Source organism: Micromonospora sp. DT43 (genome assembly GCF_049841645.1).
Lineage (GTDB): Bacteria > Actinomycetota > Actinomycetes > Mycobacteriales > Micromonosporaceae > Micromonospora.
Genome location: NZ_JBNCKR010000011.1, coordinates 58683 through 82948, shown reverse-complemented (window position 1 = coordinate 82948; position 24266 = coordinate 58683). Strand labels below are relative to the sequence as shown.

Here is a 24266-nt window from a genome sequence, read left to right as displayed (position 1 = left end):
TCACGACCGGGCCGCCGACCCGACGCCGACCGCGCCGCTCTGCTCGGTCGAGGCCAGGATCTCGGCGAGGTGCACGGTGCGTACGCCGGTCCGCAGCCGCGACAGCCCACCGCCGATGTGCATGAGACACGAGACGTCCCCGGCGGCGCACACGTCGGCGCCTGTGGAGAGCACGTGACGCATCTTGTCCGCGAGCATCGCCGTGGACGTCTCCGGGTTCTTCACGGCGAACGTGCCACCGAACCCGCAACACTGCTCCGCGGCCGGCAACTCGACCAGGTCGAGCCCGCGCACCGCGTCCAGCAACTGTCGCGGCCGGTCCCCCACCCGCAGCATCCGCAGGGAGTGGCAGGTCGGGTGGTAGGTGACCCGGTGCGGGTAGTACGCGCCCACGTCGGTCACCCCGAGCACGTCGACGAGCAGCTCGGACAGCTCGTACGTCCGCTCGGCCACCGACTCGGCCCGGCTGGCCAGCCGCACGTCGCCCGCCCGGCGGGCCACCGTCGCGTGCTGGTGCCGCACCGACCCGACGCAGGAGCCCGACGGCGCGACGATCACGTCGTACGGGTCGAAGACCCGCACGTGCCGGCGTACCAGGGGGACGGCCTCGCGCTGGTAGCCGGTGTTGACGTGCATCTGCCCGCAGCAGGTCTGCTCCTGCGGGAAGACCACCTCGTGGCCGAGCCGTTCCAACAGCCGCACGGTCGCGGTGGCCGCCTGCGGGAACATGGTGTCGGCCAGGCAGGTCACGAACAGCGCGATCCGCACGGCCCGCCTCCCCCCACCGACCGTCGCCGGCCGGCCGCCGTCACGGCCGGACCCGCAGATGGGTGACCCCACCGTCGACGTCCAACACCGTACCCGTGGTCGACGCCGACAGCGGCGACGCCAGGTAGACGATCGCGTTCGCGACCTCCTTCGGTGTGACAAGTCGTCCGATGGGCTGGCGGGCCTGCAGCGCCACACGTTCGGCGGCCGGGTCGTCGGCCTGCGCCAGCAGCCGTCCCACCCAGGGCGTGTCGGCAGTGCCGGGGCAGACGCAGTTGAACCGGATGCCCTCGCGGACGTGGTCGGTGGCCATGGCGAGGGTCAGCGACAGCACCGCGCCCTTGCTGGCCGAGTAGAGCGCCCGGCCAGGCAGGCCGTTGAGCGCGGCGATGGACGAGATGTTGACGACCGACGCGTGCGCCGAGGCGCGCAGCCAGGGCAGGGCCGCGCTGACGACGCGCGCCATGCCGACCACGTTGACGTCGAGCACGCGGTGCCACTCGTCGTCGCTCTGGTCGGCGACGGTTCCGGTCGCGCCGATCCCGGCATTGTTGACCACCACGTCGATGCCGCCGAGCGCGTCGGCGGCGGCGGCGACCGCCTCCCGCACCGACGGGCGGCTCGACACGTCGGCGGCGAAGCCGGCAACGTCCTCCGGCAGGTCGCTCGGGTCGAGGTCCAGGACGGCCACCCGCGCGCCCCGCTCGCGCAGCTCCACGGCGGTGGCGCGGCCGATGCCGGAGGAACCGCCGGTGACGAGCGCCGCCAGCCCGGCGAACTCCGCGCTCACGCCGCCACCAACGTCTGGCGTGCCCGGCCCAGGCCGGCGACCTCCAGCTCCACCACGTCACCGGCGCGCAGGTACGGGTGGTCCGGAAGGCCCAGCGCCACCCCGGCCGGGGTGCCCGTGTTGATGACGTCGCCGGGGTACAGGACCATGAACTGGCTGAGGTACCAGACGACGTGCGCGACCGGGAAGATCATGTCCTTCGTGGACCCGTCCTGGCGCAGCACCCCGTTCACCCACAACCGCAGCTCCAGCGACTGCGGGTCGTCGACCTCGTCGGCCGGCACGAGGCTCGGCCCCAACGGGTTGAAGGTCTCGCAGCTCTTGCCCTTGTCCCACTGGCCCCCGCGCTCCAACTGGAACCCGCGCTCGGAGACGTCGTGCGACACCGCGTACCCCGCGATGTGCCGCATGGCCTCCTCCGGGGAGTCGGCGTAGCGGATGGTCGTGCCGACGACCACCGCGAGTTCGACCTCCCAGTCGGTCTGCGTCGAGCCACGTGGGACGAGAACGTCGTCGTACGGCCCGACGATTGTCATCGGGTCCTTCATGAAGACCACCGGCTCGGCGGGCAGCGCCGCACCCGTCTCCGCCGCGTGGTCGCGGTAGTTGAGTCCGATGCAGACAATCTTGTGAGGTCGGGCGATGGGGGCGCCCACCCGCAGGCTGTCCGCGTCGGGCAGCTCGGTCAGCTCGCCACGGTCGAGCGCGTCCCGCGTCCGCGCGATCCCGTCCGACGCCCAGAACGCCCCGTCCAGGTCGGCGGTGAGCGGCCGCAGGTCGAAGGTCGTACCGTCGCGCTGGACGACAGGGATCTCCTGGCCACTCGGGCCGATGCGCTGGAAGTTCATCTCACTCTCCTCCGTGTCCGGGCTGACCGGGCGGTGGCGGACACCCCCGCATTCAACACCGACACGCCCCGCGCCCGGCACGGCGGGATCACCTCGGTCAGCTCGGTGGGACCTCGTCGCCGCCCCGTACGCCGAGGGCGCGCAGCGTCGCCGCGTCGGCGGGGAAGAACGACTCGACGGCCAACCCGGCGACTGTGACGTCGAGCGGGGTGCCGAACACTGTGGTGGTGCTGAGAAAGGACAGTTCCCGGCCCTGGTGGCGGTAGCGGAGCCCGACGGCGACCCGCGAGACGGGGTCACCCGTTGCCGGGGAGTGGCCGTTGTCGCCGGGATAGCCGCGCAGCTCCTCGTGCAGGTCGTGCAGGGCCGCGTCGCCTGTGGTGACTGCCGTCTGGCGCAGCCGGGCGAGCAGGTGCGTACGCCACTCGGGCAGGTTGCCGATCCGCGGGGCCATGCCGTCGGGGTGCAGACTGAGCCGCAGCACGTTTACCGGAGGGGCGAGCAGGTGCGCCGCCGCACCGTCGGTGAACAACGCCACCGCGGGGTTGGCCTCGACGAGCTGCCAGTGCCTGTCGATGAGCACCGCCGGGTACGGACCGTGGCCGTCGAGGATCCGCCGGACGGCGGCACGCACCGGCGCCAACTCCGGGTCGTCCAGCTCGTGGCGGGGGTAGGCGGGCGCGTACCCGCCGGCGAGCAGGATCGTGTTGCGGTCCGCCAGCGGCACGTCGAGCTGCTCGGCCAGCCGCAGGATCAGCTCGGGACTCGGCCGGGACCGCCCGGTCTCCACGAAGCTCAGGTGTCGCGCGGAGATTCCGGTCTCGATCGACAGGTCCAGTTGGCTCATCCGGCGGCTCTGACGCCAGTCGCGCAGCAGCTCTCCGACCCGTCGCACAGGTCTGGTCGTCGTCGTCACGCGACCGACCCTAGTGACCGCGGCGGCGCAGCGGCCATTACCTCCGACGTAATCGACAGCGCCCCGCGCCGGCCGCGAGCATCTCTCTCGAGAGCGGCGAGCACCGCCGCCGTCGTCCGACGATGAGGAGAGAGTCATGGCTACCAGCTTCGACACCCTGGCCGAGCGGTACATCGCGATCTGGAACGAGATCGACCCGGCCCGTCGCCGCACGGAGATCGCCGACGTGTGGGCTGCCGACGCCCGCTACGTCGACCCGCTGAGCGTCGCCGAGGGTCGGGAGGCGATCGACGCGATGATCGCGGCCGTACAGGACCGGTTCTTTCCCGGCATGACGTTCCGGCTCGCCGGACCTGTGGACGGCCACCACGATCAGGTCCGGTTCACCTGGGAGTTGGGACCCGACGGCGTCGAGGCGCCGATCGTGGGCTTCGACGTCGCCGTGGTGGACGGCGACGGGCGTTTGCGCCAGGTGCTCGGCTGGCTGGACCGGGTTCCGGGGGCCTGATCGGCCCCCGGGTGCTCGGCGTCAGCGCGACGGGGTGTCCCGGCGGGTAGGGGTGTCCCGGCGGGACGGGAACGGAGTGCCGGACTGCCCGAGTGTGGACCGGGCGCGCAGCCCGACCGGGTCCGGAGCGGCTACCGGCGCGGCCGGGGCGGGCTCCGGTGCCCGGCGCGCGTCCAGGTAAGCGGCGGCGGCCAGGTCGTCGTCGGTGGGCGCGGCGAGCAGCGCGTAGAGCAGGCCCACCACCCCGAAGATCACCGCCACGACGATCGGCACGAGCAGGGCGCTCACCCCGGCGCCGCTCACCCCGCCGGCGCGTTCGTGCAGGTGCACCGACAGCGCGCTCATGCCGGTGAAGTGCATGCCGTTCACGGCGACGCCCATGACCAGCGCGGACGCGAAGATCGCCAGGCCGCGCCGGACGGTCATCGCGAGCCACAGCGCGACGGTCGCGGCGACGACCGCGATGACCACCGAGAGGATGACGCGGGTGCTGTCGTAGCCGAGGCTGCCGTTGAGGCGCATCGCCGCCATGCCTGTGTAGTGCATGGCGGCGACGCCGAGGCCGGTGAAGACGCCGCCGGCGACGAGGCGTACCGGATTCAACCGGCCGGTGCCGACGATGGCCAGGCCGATGCCGACGGCGACCACCGCGATGGCGGTGCTGGCGGCGGTGAGGGGTACGTCGTAGCGGATGCGGGCGCCGTCGACGGCGAAGCCGAGCATGGCCATGAAGTGCATCGCCCAGATGGCGGTGGCGCCCAGCGCCCAGGCGGCCAGCAGGCCCCACCAGGCGCGCTGACCGGCGGTGCGGGCCGTCCGGATGCGGCCGGCGCAGACGAGCCCGAGAACCGAGCCGAGCACGGACAGCGCGTAGCTCAGCGCGGGTGTGATCCACCCGTACTCAAAATGATTGATGTCCGCCACGGCGGTTCTCTCCCCATTCGTTACCGGCGCGTAAACACGGCGCTCGGGCAATGATCAGGGCTGCCCCGAACAGGCGCAACAGCGCCCCCCGGGCGATGCGGGGGGTGCCGGCGCGGTGACCGTCCGATGCGTCGACCCGGGGGCGGCGCTGACCGAAAATGATGATCAGGCGGAGGTGTGGTAGGCCAGTACGCCCCGGTTGATGGCCGCTATCGCCTGCCGGGCGGTGGAGCGCAGCTCCGGCGAGGCGCCGCCGGAGTCGGCAAGTTGACCGAGCAGGTCGACCACCTGCCGCGCCCAGCGGACGAAGTCACCGGCGGGCATCTCCCCGTCGATCTCGTGCCCGCTGCCGAGCACCTTGGCCAGGGCCTCGCCCCGCGCCCACCGGAAGACAGGCCAGGCGAAGCCCAGATCCGGCTCCCGGGTCGCGGACAGACCGCGCGCCGCCTCGTCGGCCTCGATCTCACCCCACAGCTTCAGCGTCTCGTCCACCGCGTCGGCCACCGGGCCACGTGGCAGCGACGCCCGCTCGTCGACGTCGCGACGCGCCTCGAAGACCACCACGGACACCGCGGCGGCCAGCTCGGCCGGGGAGAGCCCGTCCCACACGCGTCGGCGCAGACACTCGGCCACCAGCAGGTCGGCTTCCGTCCAGATCCGGCCCAGCATCCGACCGGCGTCGGTGACCGCGCCGTCGCGGGCAAGGTAACCGCGGTCGGTCAGCAGGGCGACGATCCGGTCGAAGGTCCGCGCGAGGGACCCGGTGCGTCCGGACACCCGCTCGCGCAGCTCCTCGGTGTCCCGCTCCAGCCGTCGGCGCCGCTCCGCCCAGCGGGCGTGCTCCTCGCGCTCCGGGCAGGCGTGGCAGGGATGGTTGCGCAGCTCGGTGCGGAGCTGGGAGAGCTGGTGGTCCTCGCCGGGCGTCTGCCGGGAACGGCCACCGCGGCGACCGCCGTGCCGGTCCAGGCCGGTGCCGCTGACCTCGGCGGCCAGATCCCGCCGGGCACCCGGCGACCGGTGGTTGAAGTGCTTGGGCACCCGGATGCGGGCCAGCACCTCGGCAGGGGTGGTGAAGTCGCCGGGGCTGACCCGCCCCGCCCAGCGGTCCTGGGTGAGCACCAGCGGACGGGGTTCGCCGAAACCGCCTGTCGCCGGATCGAGCACGACCGCCAGGCCGGCCCGCCGACCCGACGGCACGCGGATCACGTCACCGACCCGCAGCCGCTCCAGCGATGCCACGGCGGCGGCCTTGCGCTGGGTCTGCCCCTGCCGGGCGATCGCCTTCTCCCGGTCGGCGATCGCCACCCGCAGCGCGAAGTACTCGTCGAAGTCGCCGTGGTGGCAGGCTGCCTCCGCGCCGTACGCCTCGATGGTTTCGGTGTTGCGCTGCACCTGCCGTGCCAGGCCGACCACCGACCGGTCGGCCTGGAACTGGGCGAACGAGGACTCCAGCAACGCCCGGGCGGGCTCCGCACCCACCGTGCCGACCAGGTTCACCGCCATGTTGTACGAGGGCCGGAAGCTGGACCGCAGCGGATAGGTGCGGGTGGAGGCCAGCCCGGCCACGTGCCGCGGATCGGTCTCCGGGGACCACACCACGACGGCGTGCCCCTCGACGTCGATGCCGCGCCGGCCGGCCCGCCCGGTGAGCTGGGTGTACTCCCCCGGGGTCAGGTCGACGTGCGCCTCGCCGTTGTACTTGACGAGGCGTTCCAGGACGACGCAGCGGGCCGGCATGTTGATGCCCAACGCCAGGGTCTCGGTGGCGAAGACCGCCTTGACCAGACCCCTGACGAACAGCTCCTCGACGATCTCCTTGAACACCGGCAGCATGCCGGCGTGGTGGGCCGCGAGGCCCCGTTCCAGGCCGTCGAGCCACTCCCAGTAGCCGAGCACCGTCAGGTCCTCGCCGGGGATGGCGGTGACCCGGGACTCGACGACGCGGCGGATCTCGGCCCGCTCCTCCGGCGAGGTGAGCCGCAGTCCGGCGGCCAGGCACTGCTGCACGGCGGCGGCGCAGCCGGCCCGGCTGAAGATGAACAGGATCGCCGGCAGCAGCCCCTCGCGGTCCAGCCGGTCGACGATGTCCGGACGCATGGGCCCACGCCAACGGGGGCCGCGCCGACCGGAGCCCGGCCCGGCGCTGCGCCCCTCCCCCAGCTCCAGGCGGCGCATCTGGTCACGGGTGTAGCGCAGCAGCTCCGGGTGCACGTCGTGCTTGCGGGCCGCGTCGGCGTCGTGGAACAGGTCGAACATCCGCTTGCCGACGAGCATGTGCTGCCACAGCGGCACCGGCCGGTGCTCGCTGACCACCACCGCGGTCTCGCCGCGCACGGTGACCAGCCAGTCGGCGAACTCCTCGGCGTTGGACACGGTCGCCGACAGCGAGACCAGGGTGACCGAGGCGGGCAGGTGGATGATCACCTCTTCCCACACACCACCACGGAACCGGTCGGCGAGGTAGTGCACCTCGTCCATCACCACGTAGGCCAGCCCGTTCAGGGTGCTGGACCCCGCGTAGAGCATGTTGCGCAGCACCTCGGTGGTCATCACGATCACTGGCGCGTCGCCGTTTATCGCGTTGTCGCCGGTGAGCAGGCCGACCTGCTCGGCGCCGTACCGGGCCACCAGATCGTGGTACTTCTGGTTGGAGAGCGCCTTGATCGGCGTGGTGTAGAAGCACTTGCGCCGGATCGGCGGCGTCGCGGCGTCGTCGGCCGCCGCCGGGTCGTCGGGCCGCCCCCGCAACGCCAGGTGTACGGCGAACTCGCCGACCACCGTCTTGCCGGCGCCGGTGGGGGCGCAGACCAGCACGCCACTGCCCCGCTCCAACGACTGACACGCCTCCCGCTGGAAGTCGTCGAGATCGAACCCCAGGTCAAGGGCGAACTCGTCCAGCGCCGGAAACTGTGCGGCCTGCGCGGCCCGGCGGCGCGCCGCTGCAAACCGCTCGGCGGGGCTCGACATGGCACCAAGATTAGTGCGTGCCGGGACAGGACACCCGACAAGGCCGTGCGGAGGGGCCGTCGGGGGCGGTCGGTAGGGTGCACGGCGTGCCGGACCATGCCGAACCGCCCCAGACCAGTCCGCCGGGCAGCGTCGCCGATGCCAGCGCACCCCGGGCGTCCCGACGGCCCGTCAAGGCGGTGCTCTTCGACTTCCACGGCACCCTGGCCCAGGTGGAGGAGCCCCGGCAGTGGGTCATGGAAGCGGCCGCCGCGTGCGGGGTCACCCTCGACCGGGTCCGGGCGACCTCGCTTGCCGACCGGCTGCTGACCGCCGGGCGCGCCGGTGGCCCGCTGCCGGCCCGGGTGCCGCCCCGGCTGGCCGAGCTGTGGGCCGACCGGGACCTCTACGCGCACGCGCACCGGGGGGCGTACACGGGGCTCGCCGAGACCGTGGACGCGGGCATCGAGGGCTTCGCCGACGCGCTCTACGAGCGGCTGCTCGTCGCCGAGGGCTGGCTGCCGTACCCGGACACCGCACCCACCCTCGCCGCGCTGCGCGAGGCCGGTGTGCGGGTGGGTGTGGTCAGCAACATCGGCTTCGACCTGCGACCGCACTTCGACGCCTGGGGGTTGACCGACCTCGTCGACGCGTTCGCGCTCTCGTACGAGGTGGGACGCTGCAAGCCCGACCCGGCGATCTTCTGGCGGGCCTGCGGAATGCTCGGCGTCGACCCCGAGCAGACGCTGATGGTCGGCGACACACCTGCCGACGCGGGCGCCGTCGCGGCCGGCTGCGCGGTGCTGGTGCTGCCGGCCGCCGACCCTGGTCGGGAGAACGGCCTCGGCGCGGTCCTGGACCTGGCCCTGCCGACCTGACCCACAGCTCCTGGGCGGTCAGTTCGGGATGGGGATCACCGGCAGGTCACCGTCGCCGTACCGGTCCTCCCCGGTCAGGATGGAGGCGTCGTGTTCGAGGACGGCCAGCGCCGTGGTGGCCAGATCGGCACGGCCGGTCACCGTACGCCAGAAGCTGAGTTCGTGCCAGGAGTGCCCCTCGGTCGGGAGCACCTCGCAGGCGTCCAGGTTCAGCAGTCGGTGCAGGGTCGCCCGCTCCTTCGGATCGCTGACGATCGCCAGCGTCTCCGCCGCGGTCACGGCGGTGACGCCGAACCGGTTGCGGTCCTGGATGACCTCGTGCAGCGGCTCCCCGACATGCACCGATCCCGCCAGGTACGCCAGCAGCGCCGAGCGGTCCAGCACGAGCCGGATCGGCCGGTCGTCCTCCGGAGTCACGCAGCCGGCTGCTCGACGGTGCCGGCGGCGTTCAGCGCGTGGCGGCGTGCCCGCTCGCGAAGGGCCTCCCGGCGCTCCGGCGACCACTCGGCCTCGACGGCGGCACGGCGGGCACGCGCCTCGGCCACGCCCTGCTCGGTGATCTGGATGCCCTGGTGGGCCAGCTCGGCGTCCAGTGCGTCCAGGCGCATGCGGTCCCGGACGGCCTGGGTGATGTACGCGCTGGCGTTCGTCTCGTGCTCCAGACGTTCCGCCACGTCCGGGGGCACGGAGATCGACAGTTTCCGCATGGCGCTGGTCATACCCGAGACCGTACGCCGGTAGCACCGGGTTGGCGACTATCTGCGGCCCGTGTTGGCGCTCAGGCGTCCACGCGGCCCGCCCGTCGAAGCCCGCCCGCAAGCGCCGCCCGCTGCCGTGGACACCGCTGGGGAGTTGCCTGAGGCGACCGCCTAGCGTCATGCGCGTGACGGAGACCCTGCTGCCCACCCCGACCGACGCGCCACCGGAGCGGCGTGGTGGCGTCGTCGCCGTGGGGCTCGTGCTCGGCGGGGCGCTGTCGGTGCAGTTCGGCTCCGCCCTGGCCGCGCTGCTCTTTCCGCGTACCGGGGTGGCCGGGGCGGTCACCCTGCGGCTGACGATCTCGGCGGTGCTGTTGCTCGTCGTGTGCCGGCCCCGGCTGCGCGGGCACGACCGCTCGGCCTGGCTGGCGGCCGGCGGTTTCGGGCTGGCGCTGGCCGGCATGAACTCCCTGTTCTACCAGGCCATCGAGCGGATCCCCCTCGGCCCGACGGTGACCCTGGAAGTGCTCGGCCCGCTGGCGCTGTCCGTCTTCACCGCCCGCAGGCTGGCGAGCTGGTGCTGGGCAGGACTGGCGCTGGCCGGGGTGGCGCTGCTCGGGCAGGGCGGCTTCGACCGGCTCAACCCGGCCGGTGTGGCCTTCGCGTTCGGCGCGGGCGCCATGTGGGCCGCGTACATCGTGCTCAGCGCGCGGGTCGGCGGCCGGTTCCCGGGCGCGGACGGGCTGGCCCTGGCCTTGGCCCTCGCCGCGCTTGTCACCCTGCCGCTGGGCGTCGTCGACGGCGGCGCGGAGCTGCTCGATCCGACGGTCCTGGCGCTCGGCACGGCCCTGGCGGTGCTGGCCTCCGGGCTGCCGTACACCCTGGAGCTGCTGGCCCTGCGCCGGATGCCCACCGCCACCTTCGCGGTGCTGATGAGCCTCGGCCCGGCCATCGCCACCCTCGCCGGCTGGCTGGTGCTGCGGCAGGAGCTGAGCCTGCTGGAGTGCGCCGCCATCGCGCTCGTCATCGCTGCCAGCATCGGCGCGGTACGGGTCAGAGCAGCAGCCGCAGAGCGCCCGGCACGGCGGTGATCGTCACCGGCAGGCGTAGCGAGCGTTCCCCGTCGGCGTACGTGACGATGCCGTCGGCGGCCAGCTCCACGGTGCGCGCCCGGTAGCTGGTGACCAGGGGGTGGCTCACGTGGGTGCCCTGGTAGATGCGCGGCTTGACCCGGATCAGGGTCCGCCTGTCGACCCGGCCGGCCACCACCACGTCGAGCAGTCCGTCCGTCGGGTCGGCGTCGGGGCAGATCCGCATCCCACCGCCGTACGTCGGGCAGTTGCCCACCGCCACCAGCACCGCGTCCAGCTCGTGGGGCACCCCGTCGAGGCGCAGCGTGTAGCGGCGCGGCCGGAGCCGGGCCAGCTCGGCCACGATCGCCAGGTCGTAGCGGCGGGGGCCGCGCGGCCAGCGCATCCGATTGGCGCGCTCGTTGACTATCGCGTCGAAGCCCGCCGCGAGGACAGCTCCGTACCAGCGCACGGCCCCGTCGGCACCGGTCATCCGGGCCAGGTCGACGGGGCGGGTCTGGCCCGCGCGCAGCGCCTCGGCGATCACCGCCACGGCCGCGACGGGATCGGCCGGAAAGCCGGTGTCGAGGGCGAAGTCGTTGCCGGTGCCCGCCGGCACCGGCCCGAACGGCACGTCGGTGCCGGCGACCGCCTGCATCGCCCGGTGCACGGTGCCGTCCCCGCCGACCGCGATCAGCGCGCCGACGCCCTCGGCGACCGCGCTCCGGCACGCCGCCTCCGCCTCGGCCGGAGTGGACGCCGGCAGCAGTCGGACCGGCCGGCCGGTGGCGGCCAGCCCGTCCAGCAGCCGGGGCAGAAGGGCCCGGTGCCGTCCCCGGCCGGCGGTCGGATTGGCGAGCACGGCCACGGGGCCACCCTCATCCCGGACGCGATCGACCGAGCCGCCGACGGCCGGGGTGCGCTCGACCGGGCCATCGGTGGGCGGGCCGGGCAGGTGATCGTCTGCGGTCACGGGCAGCACCGTACCGGTCGGACACCCCCCGTTCACCCGGGGCGGGCGACGTCACGATCAGTTCCGCCGTCGACGCGACGGGTGAGCGCAGCAGGGGTGACCCGACGACGACGCCGCCCCCGGCAGGCGGGGACGGCGTCGGTGAACCAGGCGGCGCGGGGCCGTCAGGTCATGTCGTCGTAGCGGCGTTCGATGGGCGCCGGCTTGGCGATCGGCTCGGGCGCGCCGACCGGGGCGGTCGCGTCGACCCGCTGCCCGGCCACGACCGGGTCCGCGTCGAACTCCAACGGCGAGACCTCGTCGTCGTCGAGACCGGCGTAGACCTCCTTGCCCCGCCCGCGTCGCCGGTCGTTGATGAACGCCACCCCTACCGCCGCGAAGTAGAGCGCGGAGAGGCAGGCCGCCAGGGCGGTCATCCCGAACGGGTCCGGCGTGGGGGTGACGACTGCGGAGAACGCGAAGAACACGAAGATCGCCACCCGCCACCAGCTGAGCAGCCGCTTCGCGCTGGCGATGCCCACGAAGTTGAGCATCAGCACGATCAGCGGGAACTCGAACGCCACCCCGAACAGCAGGATCAGGTTGGTGACGAACGAGATGTACCGGGTGACTTCCAGGGTGGTCTGGATGTCATCGCCGGACACGTTCATCAGGAACTCGAGGCCCTTGGTGGTGACGAAGAACGCCAGCACCGCACCGGCGGCGAAGAGCGGTGCTGCCAGAGCCGTGAAGGCGTAGGCGTAGCGCCGCTCGTGCCGGTGCAGACCGGGAGCGATGAACGCCCAGAGCTGATAGAGCCAGATCGGCGCCGCGATGATCAGGCCCACCCAGAGGCCGATCTTCAGGTTCAACAGGAAGAGGTCGGCCGGGCCGAGCTGGACGAACAGGCACTTGCCGGACGCGTCCTTCGACCCCGGCAGGTCGCAGTACGGCTGCGACAGCAGATGCCGCACCGGCTCGGCCAGCCAGATGCCGAAGCCGAAGCCGACAAGGATCGCCAGCGAGGCGCGGAAGAGACGATTGCGCAGCTCACGGACGTGCTCGATGAGCGTCATCGAGCCGTCGGCGGCCCGTTCGAACGTGCTCGGGCCGCGCTTACGCAGTGCGAAGGCCACGGTGGTGGGGCCCTTCGGTCAGTTGTCGCGGACGCGGTGCACCGGGTCGACGACCGGCTGCTGCGCCGGCGCCTGCTGGTACGGCGCCTGCTGCGGCTGCCCGGCGTACGGCGCCTGCTGGCCGGCGTGCGGCGGCAGCGGCTGGTAGCCGGCCTGCGCGTCGGCCTTCTCGGCGAGGTCGCGGTCGTCGTCCTGCAGGCTCTTGGTCTCGGCCTTGATGATCCGCAGCGAGCGACCCAGCGAGCGGGCCGCGTCGGGGAGCCGCTTGGCACCGAAGAGCAGGATCAGCACAACCACGAGAACGGCGATGTGCCACGGCTTGAGGGCACCCATGAGAAGCTCCAGTCGCTCTGTGTCCGGGGGTGGTACGCAGCCCATCGTACGTGCGGATGAACCGAATGCCACCTGCCGGGGATGATGATCAGGGCCCGGCCGGTGAAGTCTTGACCAACCGCGATGATCAGTCAACCATCGCCACCCGGCCGGGTGCCGGCGGTGGCCGACGGCTGTCGGTCAGCCGCGCTTGGCCTGGATCACGGCGAGTCGCTGCTGGGCGGTGTCGAGCTGGCGTTGGACACCCTCGGCGCGCTGCTGCAACGCCTCGGCGGACTCCCGCAGCGCCTCCGCCTCGGTGGCCCGTCGCTGCAACGCCACCGCGGCGCGCCGCAGCTGGGGCAGCCGGCTCAGCACCGGGCGGACGGCCAGCGCGAACACCACGAGCGGGAGCAGCACCACCGCGAGCACGATCCAGATCAGCACGCCGGTCAGCCTACTGGGTGCCGGCGGCCACCGCCGGATCGCCCGACGGCACGGAATCGGCCGGGGCCCGGACAGCGGACACGGGCACGGCGTACGCGTCGAGGGCGGCGGCCGCGGTCGCCCGGACCTGTTCGGCCAGCTCGCCCGGGGCGACAACTGTGACATCCGGGCCGAGGCCCAGCACGAACCGCCGCGCCCACCCCAGGTCGGTCACCCGCAGCGAGACGAGCCACTGGTCCCCGTCGCCGGCCTCGACCCGCTCACACGGGTAGTACTCGGTGATCCACCGCTCGCTGCGGCCTACCCGCAGGGTGATCAGCGGCAGGTCGGGCGACGGCCGGAAGACACCCTCGGTGCGGTCGTGCGGAACGGCCTGCGGCGGAACGGTGGCCGGCTCGTCCAGCTCGGTGATCGCGTCGATCCGGTCGGCCCGGAACAGCCGGACCGCCTCCGCGCGGCGGCACCACGCCTCCACGTACGCCCGGCCACCGACCATCAACATCCGCAGCGGGTCGACGACGCGCTCGGTCGTCTCGTCCCGGGCCGCCGTGTAGTAGGTGATCCGCAGCGCCCTGCCGCCCTCCACGGCGGCGCGCAGCGCCTCGACCCGCCGGGTGTCCCCGGGCAGCCGGACCGCGACCGGCGCGCCCACCAGGTCACCGGCGGCGTCCTCGATCTTGGCCAGGGCCCGCTCGATGGCCTCCCGGTTGGCCACCCCGGGGGTCTCGGCGAGCATCCGCAGCGCCACCACGAGCGCGAGGGCCTCGTCGGGCGTGAGCCGCAACGGCCTGTCGATGCCCGCGTCGTAGGTGATGGTGACCCGGTCGCCGTCGAACGCCATGTCGATCAGGTCACCGGGGCCGTAACCGGGAAGCCCGCACACCCACAGCAGCTCCAGGTCCTCCCGGAGCTGCCGTTCGGTGACGCCCAGGTCACCGGCTGCCTCGGCGATCTCGATGCCGGGCCGGGCCAGCAGGTAGGGCACCAGGTTGAGCAGTCGCGCGAGCCGGTCGGCGGAGGCCCGGGAAGCGCCGCGTGCGGCCGGGCGGGTCACCGGGCACCCCCGGAGACGGCCAGCTCGTCGTGCCGGGCGGCGATCTCCTTGAGCCGCTGGATGACCGCCTCGCGGACCTCCGGCGGGTCGAGCACCCGCACGTCCGGCCCGTACCCGACGAGCTGGCCGGCCAACCCGTCCGCGTCGGCGTACGGCAGGACCAGCCGGTCGCCCTCCGACCCGGCGGTCACCTCCACGGCCCAGCGGCGCAGGCCGGCGGCCCGCCCGGGCGCGGCGAGCACGGTGGCTCGGCCGGTGCGCTCCACCGGCCCGGACCAGCGGGCCACGTGGCTGATCAGGTCGACGCCGGCCGGCGGCTCGTACGCGCCGGGCGCGCCTGTCAGCCGGACCGCGCCGACCACCCGGGACAGGCGGAAGCAGCGGGTCGCGGCGCGGTCCAGGTCGTGGCCGACCACGTACCACCGCCCGCGCCAGCAGACCACGCCCCACGGCTGCAGGCGGCGACGGGTGGAGGCGTCCCGATCGGGCACCCGGTAGTCGAACCCGACCTCGCGACGGTCCCGGGCGGCGGCGGTCAGCGGCGCGAACGCCGGGTCGACGGTGACCATCGGCTCCAGCCCGAGGGTGGCCTGCGGGTCGACGTCCACCCCGGCGGCACGCAGCTTGGCCAGCCCGGACGACGCGGCGGCGGCCAGGCCGGCGTGCTGCCACAGGCGGGCGGCGATGCCGACCGCGGCGGCCTCGTCGGGCTCCAGGGGAATGTCGGGCAGCGCGTACTCGCGGTGGGCGATGCGGTAGCCGGGCTCGGCGTCGAAGACGCTTGCCGTGCCGGTCTCCAGCGGAACGCCCAGCTCGCGTAGCTCGGCCTTGTCCCGCTCGAACTTGCGCTGGAACGCCTCGTGGTCGCGCGCGTCGTCGGGGTCGTGCTCGTAGCCGGGCACGGTCGCGGCGATCTGCGCGGCGGTCAGGAACCGTCGCGTGGACAGGAGGCAGATCACCAGGTTGACCAGGCGTTCGGTGCGGGTCCGCGACACGGGTAGACGCTAGCAGCCGACGCGGCACAGGCGTGCACCCACGCGGGCGTGCCGCACATCTGTTCGGATCCGGGGTGTCGCGCCACCCGAGCGGCGTGACGACGGCTTCGGTCATAGGGTTGCCCTCATGTCGCAAGCCGGGATGAAGACCGAGAGCGAGAGCGTCGGCACGGTGGTCGTCGCGGGCGCCGCCAACCTCGCCATCGCGATCGCCAAGCTGGTCGCCGGGCTGATCTCCGGGTCGGCCGCGATGCTCTCCGAGGCCGCGCACTCGGTCGCCGACACGACCACCGAGGTGCTGCTGTTCCAGGCGCTGCGCCGCGGGGCACGCCCGGCCGACCAGCGACACCCCTTCGGGTACGGCAAGGAGAGCTACGTCTGGGCGTTCTTCGCCGCCATGTTCACCTTCGTGGCAGGTGCGGGCTTCGCCGTCACCCACGGTGTCACCACGATCCTCGTGCACGAGCACAGTGGCGACTATTTGATCTCGTACATCGTGCTGGCGGTGTCGTTCGTCATCGAGTCGATCTCGCTGGCCCGGGCAGTGCGGCAGGTTCGCCGCGAGTCCGCGCGCTGGGAGACGACACCGCGCCGGTTCCTGCGGCTGACCGCCGACACCACAGTCAAGGCGGTCTTCCTGGAGGACAGCGCGGCCCTGATCGGTCTGCTGCTGGCCGCGCTCGGCGTCGGCCTGTCCCAGGCCACCGGCGACGAGGTGTGGGACGGCGTCGCGTCGATCCTGATCGGGCTGCTGCTGCTGGCCGTCGCCGGGATCCTGGCCGGCAACAACCTGTCGCTGCTTGTCGGTCGGGCCGTCCCGGAGCGGCTGCGCCGCGAGATCGAGCACGACCTGGCCGGGCTGCCCGAGGTGGAGCGGATCGACACCCTGCTGACGATGCAGCTCGGCCCGGACGACATCCTCGTCGCCGCGAAGGTCGACTTCCGTGACGAGGCCACCGGCGCGGCCATCGAGGCCACCGCCGACGAGGCCGAGCGGCGGCTCACCGGGCGGTACCCGGAGATCCGCTACGTCTTCCTCGATCCCACCCGCTCGCTGCCCGGCGCCCCCGGGAAGGCCCGCCACACCCAGGCCAGGCCGAGCGCCGACGCCGGCGGCGAACCCGACCCCACCCAGGCCCGGCCCAGCGCCGACGCCGGCGGCGAACCCGACCCCAGCTGAGGGACGGGCTGACCCGGGCGCGGGCCGGCCGGTCCGCGCGGCTAGCGTGCCCGTCATGGTGCGATGGCGGGCGGGGACGGTGGCGGCGCTGCGGCGGCAGTGGACCGGGGCGGTGGAACTCGACGTCGACCTGCCCGACGGCACGCGCATGCGGGCACTGGCCTATCCCGAGCTGGTCGGCACGCCCGAGCCGGGTGACCGGGTGCTGCTCAACGCGGGTGCGCTGCTGATGGGGTTGGGCACCGGCGGGTACGCCCTCGTGGTGGCCCTGCCGGACCGGCTGCCGCCGGACCCGCCGGACGCCGCCGACACCCGCGACGCCGGGCACCTCGTCAAGGCCCGCTACACCCCGTTGCAGCCGATCCTGCTCGGCGTCGACGAGGAGGCCAGCCCACACCGCGCCGTCCTCGCCGACGCCGACGACCTGGGCGGAATGCCTGTGGTCACCGCCGACCTGCACTCGGCGCTGCCGGCGATCCTGGCCGGCATCCGCGCCGACGCCCCACGAGCCCGGGTGGCGTACCTGCTCACCGACGGCGGGGCGTTGCCGGCCTGGTTCTCCCGCACTCTCGCCGGGCTGCGGGACGAGCTGGCCGGGACGATCACCGTCGGGCAGGCGTTCGGCGGCGACCTGGAGGCCACCACCCTGCACGGCGGCCTGCTCGCCGCCCGCCACGTGCTGAAGGCGGACGTGGCCATCGTGGCCCAGGGGCCCGGCAACCTGGGCACCGGCACCCGCTGGGGCTTCTCCGGCGTCGCCGTCGGCGAGGCGGTAAACGCGATCGCCACGCTCGGCGGCCGGCCGGTCGGCTCACTGCGCATCTCCGACGCCGACCCCCGCCCCCGACACCGGGGCGTGTCGCACCACAGCCTCACCGCGTACGGCCGAGTGGCGCTCGCCCCGGCGGAGCTGGTGGTACCCGACGACCTGGACCCGGCGCTCGCCGCCGAGGTCGACGCGGCGCTGGCGCCGCTGGCGGCCCGGCACCGGATCGTCCGGGTGCCCACCGCCGGCCTCGACGACGCGTTGCGCGCCAGCGCCGTGCCGCTGTCCACCATGGGCCGCAACCTCGACGCCGACCACGCCTACTTCATGGCGGCGGCCGCAGCCGGCCGCCAAGCCACCACCCACATCCCCTAACCCCACCCCGCCCCACCCCCACCCCACCCCCACCCCCGCCCCCAGCCCCCCGCCCCACGGGCGCCCCCGCCCCGTTGATCATGAAGTTATTGCCCGCCTCCTCGGCGTGTCGTGGCAATAACTTCATGATCAACGCGAGTGGGTTGGGGGGGGTGGGTGGGTTTAGCGGATTACTGGGCGTTGGTCGCGGGGTAGGGCCTCGATCAGCTCTCGGGGCAGGTTGAGGGTGTCCGCGCTGACCTGGGCCGGGGTGTTCGCCATCCACTGGGTCAGCGAGACGGACTCGAACCGGGGCTTGCGGAACATCTCCAGGAAGACCAGCGGCTCCGTGCCGAGGTTCTCGATGTAGTGGCCGTACGCGAACGGCACGTACCCGACGTCGCCGGAGCGCATGTCGAAGGTGCCGGCCACTCCCTGACTGGCGAACACGCCCATCCGACCGTGGCCGGAGAGGTAGTACTGCCACTCGTCGTCGGTGGGATGCCAGTGCAGCTCGCGCATCCCGCCCGGGTCGACCTCGACCAGCGCGGCGCAGATCGTGGTCGCCGCCGGGAACTGGGCGACGTCGGCGATGCGGACCTGACCGCCCGCGAACCGCTGCGGCTGCTGCGCGAGCAGCCGATGGCTCAGGCTGCGGGGCACGTCCCCGGTCGGGCTGACCACCCGGTCGCGGTCCAGCGGCGGCGGCACCTGCCCCGCGAAGATGTACTTCTCCCGCTCCGGGATCGAGTCGAGCTGCTCGGGTCGCCACCCGAAGTTCTTGGCCAGCACATCCTTCGGGGTGTGCGCGAAGAAGTCGCTGATCAGGAACGTCCCGTTCTCGGTGAACGCCCCGTCGTCGAAGACCAGCAGGAACTCCACGCCCTCGTCGAGCGCCTGGATGTGGTGCGGCACCCCCTGCGGAAAGAACCACAGGTCACCGGCGTGTACGTCGTCGAGGAAGTTACGGCCCTCCTGGTCGACGGCACTGATCCGGGCGCTGCCGCGTGACACGTACGCCCACTCGGACTGCTTGTGCCAGTGCAGCTCCCGGTAGCCGCCCGGTTCCAGCGCCATGTCCACACCGCTGAGCTCGGTGGCGATCGGCAGCTCGCGTACGGTCACCTCTCTGGTCCAGCCGCCGCGCTGGACGCGGGTGTGCGCGTCGGAGAAGGAGAACCGCAGGTTGGGCAGTGTCCCCGCGTCCGTGCTCGGCGGGGTCAGCAGGTCGGGGTTCTGCCGGTCCCGGACCACGTCGCGCGGCCCGGGGTCCTGCCAGCCTCCGCCACCGCGCTCCGGCTGCGGCACCTTCGGTTCGTCGTCCATGATCGCCTCCCGCGTCGTCGCGTCGGTGTCGTCGACGCGAGAGGCGGGCGGACCCGTCCGCGACGGCGACGGCGAGCGGGTACCCGTCGACGCGACCCGGCCGGGCCAACCTCTGGCCCCGATGGGTCACGGACGACCACCCGAGCGACACCCGAAGGCGGGCTCGGACGGCGGGGTCAGGAGAGGAAGATCAGGGCGAGCCAGCCGCCCACGATGAGCACCAGCGCCAGGGCCAGCACCCACGTCGGCACGGTGTAGTCGCCGCGCCTGTTGCGGTCGACCTCGGCGCGGATCTTCTCCCGCCGGCGTTCGACCCAGTTCTGCCGCTCGGTGCCGCGCTCGGAGCGCTCGGAGCGGTCGGATGGTCCAGAAGTCGTCATGGCGCGCCCAGCCTACCGGGCCGGCCGGCCCCGTCGGCGTACACCACCGACGAGGCCGGCACACCCGTCACATGCTGGCGATCAACCGCTCCACCCGCTCGTCGTACGCCCGGAACGGGTCCTTGCAGAGCACGGTGCGCTGCGCCTGGTCGTTGAGCTTCAGGTGCACCCAGTCGACTGTGAAGTCGCGCCGCTTCTCCTGGGCGTGCCTGATGAACTCTCCGCGCAGCCGCGCCCGCGTGGTCTGCGGCGGGGTTTCCTTGGCCTCGAAGATCTCCGGGTCGGTGGCCACCCGGTCCACCTCACCGCGACGCTCCAGCAGCCCGTAGAGGCCACGCCCACGGCGCACGTCGTGGTACGCCAGGTCCATCTGCGCGACCCGGGGGTGCGACAGCGGGAGGTCGTGCTTGCGCTGGTAGCGCTCGATCAGCCGCAGCTTGCTGACCCAGTCGATCTCGCGCGAGACCGGCTCCAGGTCACCGCTCTCCACCGCGTTGAGCACCCGGCCCCACAGCTCGACGACCCGCTTGGCGGCCTGGTCACCGCCACGGCGCTCGACGAACTCGGTGGCCTTGGACAGGTACTCCTGCTGGATGTCCAGCGCGCTGACCTCCTTGCCGGAGGCCAGTCGCACCTTGCGCCGACCGGTGATGTCGTGCGAGACCTCGCGGATGGCCCGGATCGGGTTCTCCAGCGACAGGTCCCGCATGACGACCCCGGCCTCGATCATCCGCAGCACGATGTCGGCGGTGCCGACCTTGAGCAGCGTGGTGACCTCGTTCATGTTGGAGTCACCGACGATCACGTGCAGGCGCCGGTAACGCTCGGCGTCCGCGTGCGGCTCGTCGCGGGTGTTGATGATCGGTCGGCTGCGGGTCGTCGCCGAGGAGACGCCCTCCCAGATGTGCTCGGCCCGCTGCGACAGGCAGTAGACCGCGCCGCGCGGGGTCTGCAGGACCTTCCCGGCCCCACAGATCAACTGCCGGGTGACCAGGAAGGGGATGAGCACGTCAGCGAGCCGACCGAACTCGCCGTGCCGCGAGACCAGGTAGTTCTCGTGGCAGCCGTACGAGTTGCCGGCCGAGTCGGTGTTGTTCTTGAACAGGTAGATCTCACCTGCGATGCCCTCGTCGTGCAGCCGCTTCTCCGCGTCGACGAGCAGCCCCTCCAGGATCCGCTCGCCGGCCCGGTCGTGGGCCACCAGGTCGGTCACCGAGTCGCACTCCGGTGTCGCGTACTCCGGATGCGACCCGACGTCCAGGTAGAGCCGGGCCCCATTGCGCAGGAACACGTTGCTCGACCGACCCCAGGACACGACGCGACGGAACAGATACCGCGCGACCTCGTCCGGGGACAGCCGCCGCTGCCCGCGATAGGTGCAGGTGACGCCGTACTCGGTCTCGAGGCCGAAGATTCGCCGCTCCATGGTGTGACATTAGCCGCCCGGAGGCCCGGTTCGTCACTGTCACACCACAGGTCGTGCTCCGGGGGTGGTCACATACCGGCTGAGTGCGACATTCCGTCCGGCCCGATGGTCGCCACGAACCGCCGGCAGGCGTCGTACTCCGGCAGCAGACCGCCCTCGCGCGCCTGCGCGAGGGTCGGCGCGGCGTCGTCGCGGGCGGACAGCAGCGGGACGTCGGCGGGCCACTCGATGCCCAGTTCCTCGTCCAGCGGGTGCACCGCGTGCTCGCCGGTCGGGTTGTACGTGGCCGAGCAGAGGTAGCTCAACGTCGCGTCGTCGGTAAGCGCGCAGAAGCCGTGCCCCAGCCCCTCGCTCAGGTGGACCGCCCGCCGGTCGGTGTCGTCCAGCCGGACGCCCTCCCACCGGCCGAAGGTCGGCGAGCCCACCCGCAGGTCCACGATCACGTCGAGGACCGCGCCGCGCACACAGGTGACGTACTTGGCCTGCCCGGGCGGCACGTCGGCGAAGTGCACGCCGCGCACCACGCCACGCGCGGACACCGACAGGTTGGCCTGGGCCAACCGCAGCGGATGGCCCACCGCCTCGGCGAGCTTGTCGAAGCGGTACCACTCCATGAACATGCCGCGGGGGTCGTCGTGCCGCTGCGGCATGACCTCCCACGCCCCCTCGATGCCCAGCTCCCGGATCTTCATCGGGTCGCCTGCGCGTCGTTCTTCTCGGCCAGCAGACCGAACAGGTAGTCCCCGAAGCCGCTCTTGGTCAGCGGCTCGGCGAGCGCGGCCAGCTGGTCGTCGTCGATGAGGCCGGCCCGCCAGGCCACCTCCTCGAGGCAACCGATCTTCAGACCCTGCCGCTGCTCGATCACCCGGACGAACTCGCCGGCCTGCATCATCGACGCGAACGTGCCAGTGTCCAGCCAGGCCGTCCCCCGGTCCAGCAGGGTGACGGACAGCTCACCGGTCTCCAGGTACACCTCGTTGACCGCCGTGATCTCCAACTCGCCCCGGGCGCTGGGCGTGACCTTGTGGGCGATGTCCACCACGCGGTTGTCGTAGAAGTACAGGCCGGGCACCGCGTAGCGCGACTTCGGCCGAGCCGGCTTCTCCTCGATCGAGAGCACCCGACCCTCGGCGTCGAAGTCCACCACGCCGTACTCCTGCGGGTTGGCCACCGGGTACGCGAACACCCGGCCGCCGACGAGGTCACTGTGGGCGGCCAACTGCCGACCCAGACCGACGCCGTGGAAGATGTTGTCGCCGAGGATCAGCCCCACCGACTCGTCGCCGATGAATTCCGCGCCGAGGATGAACGCCTGGGCGATGCCCTCCGGGCGGGCCTGCGTGACGTACTCCAGCCGCAGCCCGAACTGGCTGCCGTCGCCGAGCAACCGGCGGAACTGGTCCTGGTCCTCCGGCGTGGTGATCATCAGGATGTCCCGGACACCGGACATCACAAGCGTGGAGAGGGGGTAGTAGATCATCGGCTTGTCGAAGATCGGCATCAACTGCTTGGAAACCACCCGGGTGATCGGCCAGAGTCGGGAGCCGGTGCCGCCGGCGAGTACGATTCCGCGCACCCGTGGGAGCTTAGCCGCAACCAGCCCGTCGGCATGGTTTCGTCGCGGCAGACAGCCCACCGCTTCGCGTACACTCATGGATCCGTGAGGATCCTCGTCACCGGCGGTGCCGGATTCATCGGCTCGGAGTACGTCCGGATGCTGCTGGGCGTGCCCGGTGGCACCGCCTCGGGCGTGTCCGCGGTCGACCCCGCCGGCGTGACAGTGCTCGACAAGCTCACCTACTCGGGCAACCTGGCGAACCTCGACCCGGTGCGCGACGACCCGCGCCTGCGCTTCGTACAGGGCGACATCTGCGACCCCTGTGTGGTCGACGAGGTGGTCGCCGGGCACGACGTGATCGTGCACCTCGCGGCGGAATCGCACGTCGACCGCTCGATAACCGGCGCCACGCCGTTCGTCACCACAAACGTGCTCGGCACGCAGACGCTGCTGGACGCCGCGCTGCGCCACGGCACCGGCCGCTTCGTGCACGTGTCCACCGACGAGGTGTACGGGTCGATCGACGAGGGCTCCTGGACGGAGACCTCACCCCTCGCGCCGAACTCGCCGTACTCGGCCTCGAAGGCCGGCTCCGACCTGCTCGCCCTGGCCTACCACCGCACCCACGGCATGGACGTGGTGGTCACCCGCTGCTCCAACAACTACGGGCCGTACCAGTTCCCCGAGAAGGTCATCCCGCTGTTCGTCACCAACCTGCTCGACGGCGGCACCGTTCCCCTCTACGGCGACGGCGGCAACATCCGCGACTGGCTGCACGTGCACGACCACTGCCGGGGCATCGCGCTGGTTGCGCAGAAGGGCCGCGCCGGCGAGGTCTACCACATCGGCGGCGGCACCGAACTGACCAACAAGGAGCTGACCGGCCTGCTGCTGGACGCCTGCGGCGCCGGCCGGGACCGGGTCGTCCCGGTCGCCGACCGCAAGGGCCACGACCGCCGCTACTCGCTGGACATCACCAAGATCAATCAAGAGTTGGGGTACGCCCCGAGCATCGACCTCACCGACGGCCTGGCGCAGACCGTGCGGTGGTACCGCGACAACCGGGCCTGGTGGGAGCCGTTGAAGGCCGCACCGGCCGCGTGACCCGATCGTCCGACACCGACGATCGACGTTGGCGGACCGGGCGACCCGTTCCCCCGGGCCGCCCGCCGACACGACAGGCGCTACTTGCCGTCCGCCGGCTTGTCCTCCAGGTCGGCGGAGCCCGCCGACGTCGTCGGCTTGTGCCCCTCCGTGGTCGGCTGCGCCGGCGTGTCCGGGCCACCCGCCTCGGCCGGCTGGTCCGCGTCCGCGACGTCACCATCGAGCAGCGCCGTCAACGCCGCGCCCGTGATCCGACGGAACGTACGACCCACCCGCTGGCGGTCCAGCACCGCCACCTCGAGCTGGTTGGCGGCGATCGTGCGGGCCGCGCCGCCCTCACCGCCGACGGTGCTCAACGCCTGCACCGCCACCCGGGCCGCCTCACCGAGGGACATGTCCGCACGGTGCTGCGACTTCAACACACCGGTGATCGCCTCGGCCTGGCCACCCATCGCCATCCGGCCCGGCTCGTCGTTGACCGACCCGTCGTACGTGAGCCGGTACAGCTCGTCGTCATCCGGAGTCGCCCCGACCTCGGCCACGCAGATCTCCACCTCGAACGGCTTCGACTGCTCGGTGAAGATCGCGCCGAGCGTCTGCGCGAACGCGTTGGCGAGCGCCCGGCCGGTGACGTCCCGCCGGTCGTAGCTGAGGCCGTTCAGATCCGCCATCCGCACACCGGCGCGGCGTAGATTCTCGAACTCGTTGTAGCGGCCGACCGCGGCGAAGCCGATCCGGTCGTAGATCTCGCTGACCTTGTGCAGGGCGCTGGAGAGGTTCTCCGCGACGAAGAGCACCCCGCCGGAGTAGCTGAGGACCACCGCGCTGCGACCCCGGGCGATGCCCTTGCGGGCCAGCTCGGAGCGGTCGCGCATGATCTGTTCGGGCGAGGCGTAGAACTGCATTGCCACGGCGGCGGTTCTCCTTACG

At 72.5% G+C, this 24266-nt stretch carries 26 protein-coding genes; 6 read left to right on the top strand and 20 right to left on the bottom strand.

Annotation, left to right across the window (positions count from 1 at the left end):
* From ACLQ26_RS23885 to ACLQ26_RS23870, 4 genes are all read right to left on the bottom strand, one after another.
* Positions 1-768, bottom strand: coding sequence for a (Fe-S)-binding protein (locus ACLQ26_RS23885; protein ID WP_425746551.1), 768 nt, complete (start codon positions 766-768; stop codon positions 1-3).
* A gap of 40 nt (positions 769-808) precedes the next feature.
* Positions 809-1558, bottom strand: a complete 750-nt coding sequence (locus ACLQ26_RS23880) for an SDR family NAD(P)-dependent oxidoreductase (RefSeq protein WP_425746550.1) — start codon at positions 1556-1558, stop codon at positions 809-811.
* Positions 1555-2406: a fumarylacetoacetate hydrolase family protein gene (locus tag ACLQ26_RS23875; RefSeq protein WP_425746549.1), complete on the bottom strand. Its 852-nt coding sequence runs from the start codon at positions 2404-2406 to the stop codon at positions 1555-1557. Before ACLQ26_RS23875 ends, ACLQ26_RS23880 begins: the two co-directional genes overlap by 4 nt.
* A gap of 97 nt (positions 2407-2503) precedes the next feature.
* Complete coding sequence (locus ACLQ26_RS23870; protein ID WP_425746548.1) at positions 2504-3322, bottom strand: helix-turn-helix domain-containing protein; 819 nt, start codon at positions 3320-3322, stop codon at positions 2504-2506.
* A 136-nt stretch (positions 3323-3458) separates the two neighbouring features.
* Here ACLQ26_RS23870 and ACLQ26_RS23865 point away from each other — a divergent pair, with 136 nt between their 5' ends.
* On the top strand, positions 3459-3830 hold the full coding sequence (locus ACLQ26_RS23865; RefSeq protein WP_425746547.1) for a nuclear transport factor 2 family protein: 372 nt from the start codon (positions 3459-3461) through the stop codon (positions 3828-3830).
* Between the two features lie 21 nt (positions 3831-3851).
* Here the strand turns inward: ACLQ26_RS23865 and ACLQ26_RS23860 are convergent, their stop codons facing one another.
* Positions 3852-4754 (bottom strand): MHYT domain-containing protein, encoded by a 903-nt coding sequence (locus ACLQ26_RS23860; RefSeq protein WP_425746546.1) that lies wholly within the window; start codon positions 4752-4754, stop codon positions 3852-3854.
* A 165-nt stretch (positions 4755-4919) separates the two neighbouring features.
* The gene (locus ACLQ26_RS23855) at positions 4920-7721 is read right to left on the bottom strand and encodes a DEAD/DEAH box helicase (protein WP_425746545.1); all 2802 of its coding nucleotides are present in this window, start codon (positions 7719-7721) and stop codon (positions 4920-4922) included.
* A gap of 86 nt (positions 7722-7807) precedes the next feature.
* Here ACLQ26_RS23855 and ACLQ26_RS23850 point away from each other — a divergent pair, with 86 nt between their 5' ends.
* Positions 7808-8578, top strand: a complete 771-nt coding sequence (locus ACLQ26_RS23850) for an HAD family hydrolase (RefSeq protein ID WP_425746544.1) — start codon at positions 7808-7810, stop codon at positions 8576-8578.
* A gap of 18 nt (positions 8579-8596) precedes the next feature.
* Here the strand turns inward: ACLQ26_RS23850 and ACLQ26_RS23845 are convergent, their stop codons facing one another.
* Complete coding sequence (locus tag ACLQ26_RS23845) at positions 8597-8995, bottom strand: PIN domain-containing protein (protein ID WP_425746543.1); 399 nt, start codon at positions 8993-8995, stop codon at positions 8597-8599.
* Entirely contained in the window at positions 8992-9297 is a 306-nt protein-coding gene (locus tag ACLQ26_RS23840; protein ID WP_425746542.1) for a hypothetical protein, read from the bottom strand. The genes ACLQ26_RS23845 and ACLQ26_RS23840 overlap by 4 nt, the downstream gene beginning before the upstream one ends.
* Before the next feature lie 158 nt (positions 9298-9455).
* On the opposite strand from ACLQ26_RS23840, the gene ACLQ26_RS23835 reads away from it, so the two are divergent.
* Positions 9456-10367 (top strand): EamA family transporter, encoded by a 912-nt coding sequence (locus ACLQ26_RS23835; RefSeq protein ID WP_425746541.1) that lies wholly within the window; start codon positions 9456-9458, stop codon positions 10365-10367.
* On the opposite strand, the gene ACLQ26_RS23830 is transcribed toward ACLQ26_RS23835, so the two are convergent.
* From ACLQ26_RS23830 to ACLQ26_RS23805, 6 genes are all read right to left on the bottom strand, one after another.
* On the bottom strand, positions 10330-11214 hold the full coding sequence (locus ACLQ26_RS23830; protein WP_425746693.1) for a diacylglycerol kinase family protein: 885 nt from the start codon (positions 11212-11214) through the stop codon (positions 10330-10332). The two genes, ACLQ26_RS23835 and ACLQ26_RS23830, sit on opposite strands and share 38 nt — an antisense overlap.
* Positions 11215-11483: 269 nt before the next feature.
* Positions 11484-12434: a twin-arginine translocase subunit TatC gene (gene tatC, locus ACLQ26_RS23825; protein ID WP_425746540.1), complete on the bottom strand. Its 951-nt coding sequence runs from the start codon at positions 12432-12434 to the stop codon at positions 11484-11486.
* An 18-nt stretch (positions 12435-12452) separates the two neighbouring features.
* Positions 12453-12767 carry a Sec-independent protein translocase subunit TatA gene (tatA, locus tag ACLQ26_RS23820; protein ID WP_007459946.1) on the bottom strand — a complete coding sequence of 105 codons (315 nt, stop codon included), beginning with the start codon at positions 12765-12767 and terminating at the stop codon, positions 12453-12455.
* Between the two features lie 180 nt (positions 12768-12947).
* The gene (locus tag ACLQ26_RS23815) at positions 12948-13193 is read right to left on the bottom strand and encodes a hypothetical protein (RefSeq protein WP_425746539.1); all 246 of its coding nucleotides are present in this window, start codon (positions 13191-13193) and stop codon (positions 12948-12950) included.
* A 10-nt stretch (positions 13194-13203) separates the two neighbouring features.
* Complete coding sequence (locus tag ACLQ26_RS23810) at positions 13204-14247, bottom strand: helix-turn-helix transcriptional regulator (protein ID WP_425746538.1); 1044 nt, start codon at positions 14245-14247, stop codon at positions 13204-13206.
* Positions 14244-15242, bottom strand: coding sequence for a helix-turn-helix transcriptional regulator (locus tag ACLQ26_RS23805; protein ID WP_425746537.1), 999 nt, complete (start codon positions 15240-15242; stop codon positions 14244-14246). The genes ACLQ26_RS23810 and ACLQ26_RS23805 overlap by 4 nt, the downstream gene beginning before the upstream one ends.
* Positions 15243-15369: 127 nt before the next feature.
* Between ACLQ26_RS23805 and ACLQ26_RS23800 the strand changes: the two genes are divergently transcribed.
* Positions 15370-16422, top strand: coding sequence for a cation diffusion facilitator family transporter (locus ACLQ26_RS23800; protein ID WP_425746536.1), 1053 nt, complete (start codon positions 15370-15372; stop codon positions 16420-16422).
* A gap of 55 nt (positions 16423-16477) precedes the next feature.
* Positions 16478-17563, top strand: coding sequence for a DUF3866 family protein (locus tag ACLQ26_RS23795; protein ID WP_425746535.1), 1086 nt, complete (start codon positions 16478-16480; stop codon positions 17561-17563).
* Positions 17564-17725: 162 nt separating this feature from the next.
* Here ACLQ26_RS23795 and ACLQ26_RS23790 read toward each other — a convergent pair whose 3' ends face one another.
* The 5 genes from ACLQ26_RS23790 to rfbA all read right to left on the bottom strand — a co-directional run bounded on the left by ACLQ26_RS23790 (position 17726) and on the right by rfbA (position 22250).
* Complete coding sequence (locus ACLQ26_RS23790; protein ID WP_425746534.1) at positions 17726-18868, bottom strand: oxalate decarboxylase family bicupin; 1143 nt, start codon at positions 18866-18868, stop codon at positions 17726-17728.
* Positions 18869-19044: 176 nt separating this feature from the next.
* A complete protein-coding gene (locus ACLQ26_RS23785; protein WP_363689439.1) occupies positions 19045-19248 on the bottom strand; it encodes a hypothetical protein in 204 nt (67 codons plus the stop codon).
* A 67-nt stretch (positions 19249-19315) separates the two neighbouring features.
* A complete protein-coding gene (pafA, locus tag ACLQ26_RS23780) occupies positions 19316-20674 on the bottom strand; it encodes a Pup--protein ligase (protein ID WP_007459930.1) in 1359 nt (452 codons plus the stop codon).
* A gap of 68 nt (positions 20675-20742) precedes the next feature.
* Positions 20743-21366, bottom strand: coding sequence for a dTDP-4-dehydrorhamnose 3,5-epimerase family protein (locus tag ACLQ26_RS23775; RefSeq protein WP_425746533.1), 624 nt, complete (start codon positions 21364-21366; stop codon positions 20743-20745).
* Complete coding sequence (gene rfbA, locus ACLQ26_RS23770; RefSeq protein ID WP_425746532.1) at positions 21363-22250, bottom strand: glucose-1-phosphate thymidylyltransferase RfbA; 888 nt, start codon at positions 22248-22250, stop codon at positions 21363-21365. Before rfbA ends, ACLQ26_RS23775 begins: the two co-directional genes overlap by 4 nt.
* Before the next feature lie 84 nt (positions 22251-22334).
* Between rfbA and rfbB the strand changes: the two genes are divergently transcribed.
* Entirely contained in the window at positions 22335-23336 is a 1002-nt protein-coding gene (gene rfbB, locus ACLQ26_RS23765; RefSeq protein WP_425746531.1) for a dTDP-glucose 4,6-dehydratase, read from the top strand.
* An 80-nt stretch (positions 23337-23416) separates the two neighbouring features.
* On the opposite strand, the gene prcA is transcribed toward rfbB, so the two are convergent.
* The gene (gene prcA / locus ACLQ26_RS23760; RefSeq protein WP_425746530.1) at positions 23417-24247 is read right to left on the bottom strand and encodes a proteasome subunit alpha; all 831 of its coding nucleotides are present in this window, start codon (positions 24245-24247) and stop codon (positions 23417-23419) included.
* Positions 24248-24266 lie beyond the last annotated feature (19 nt).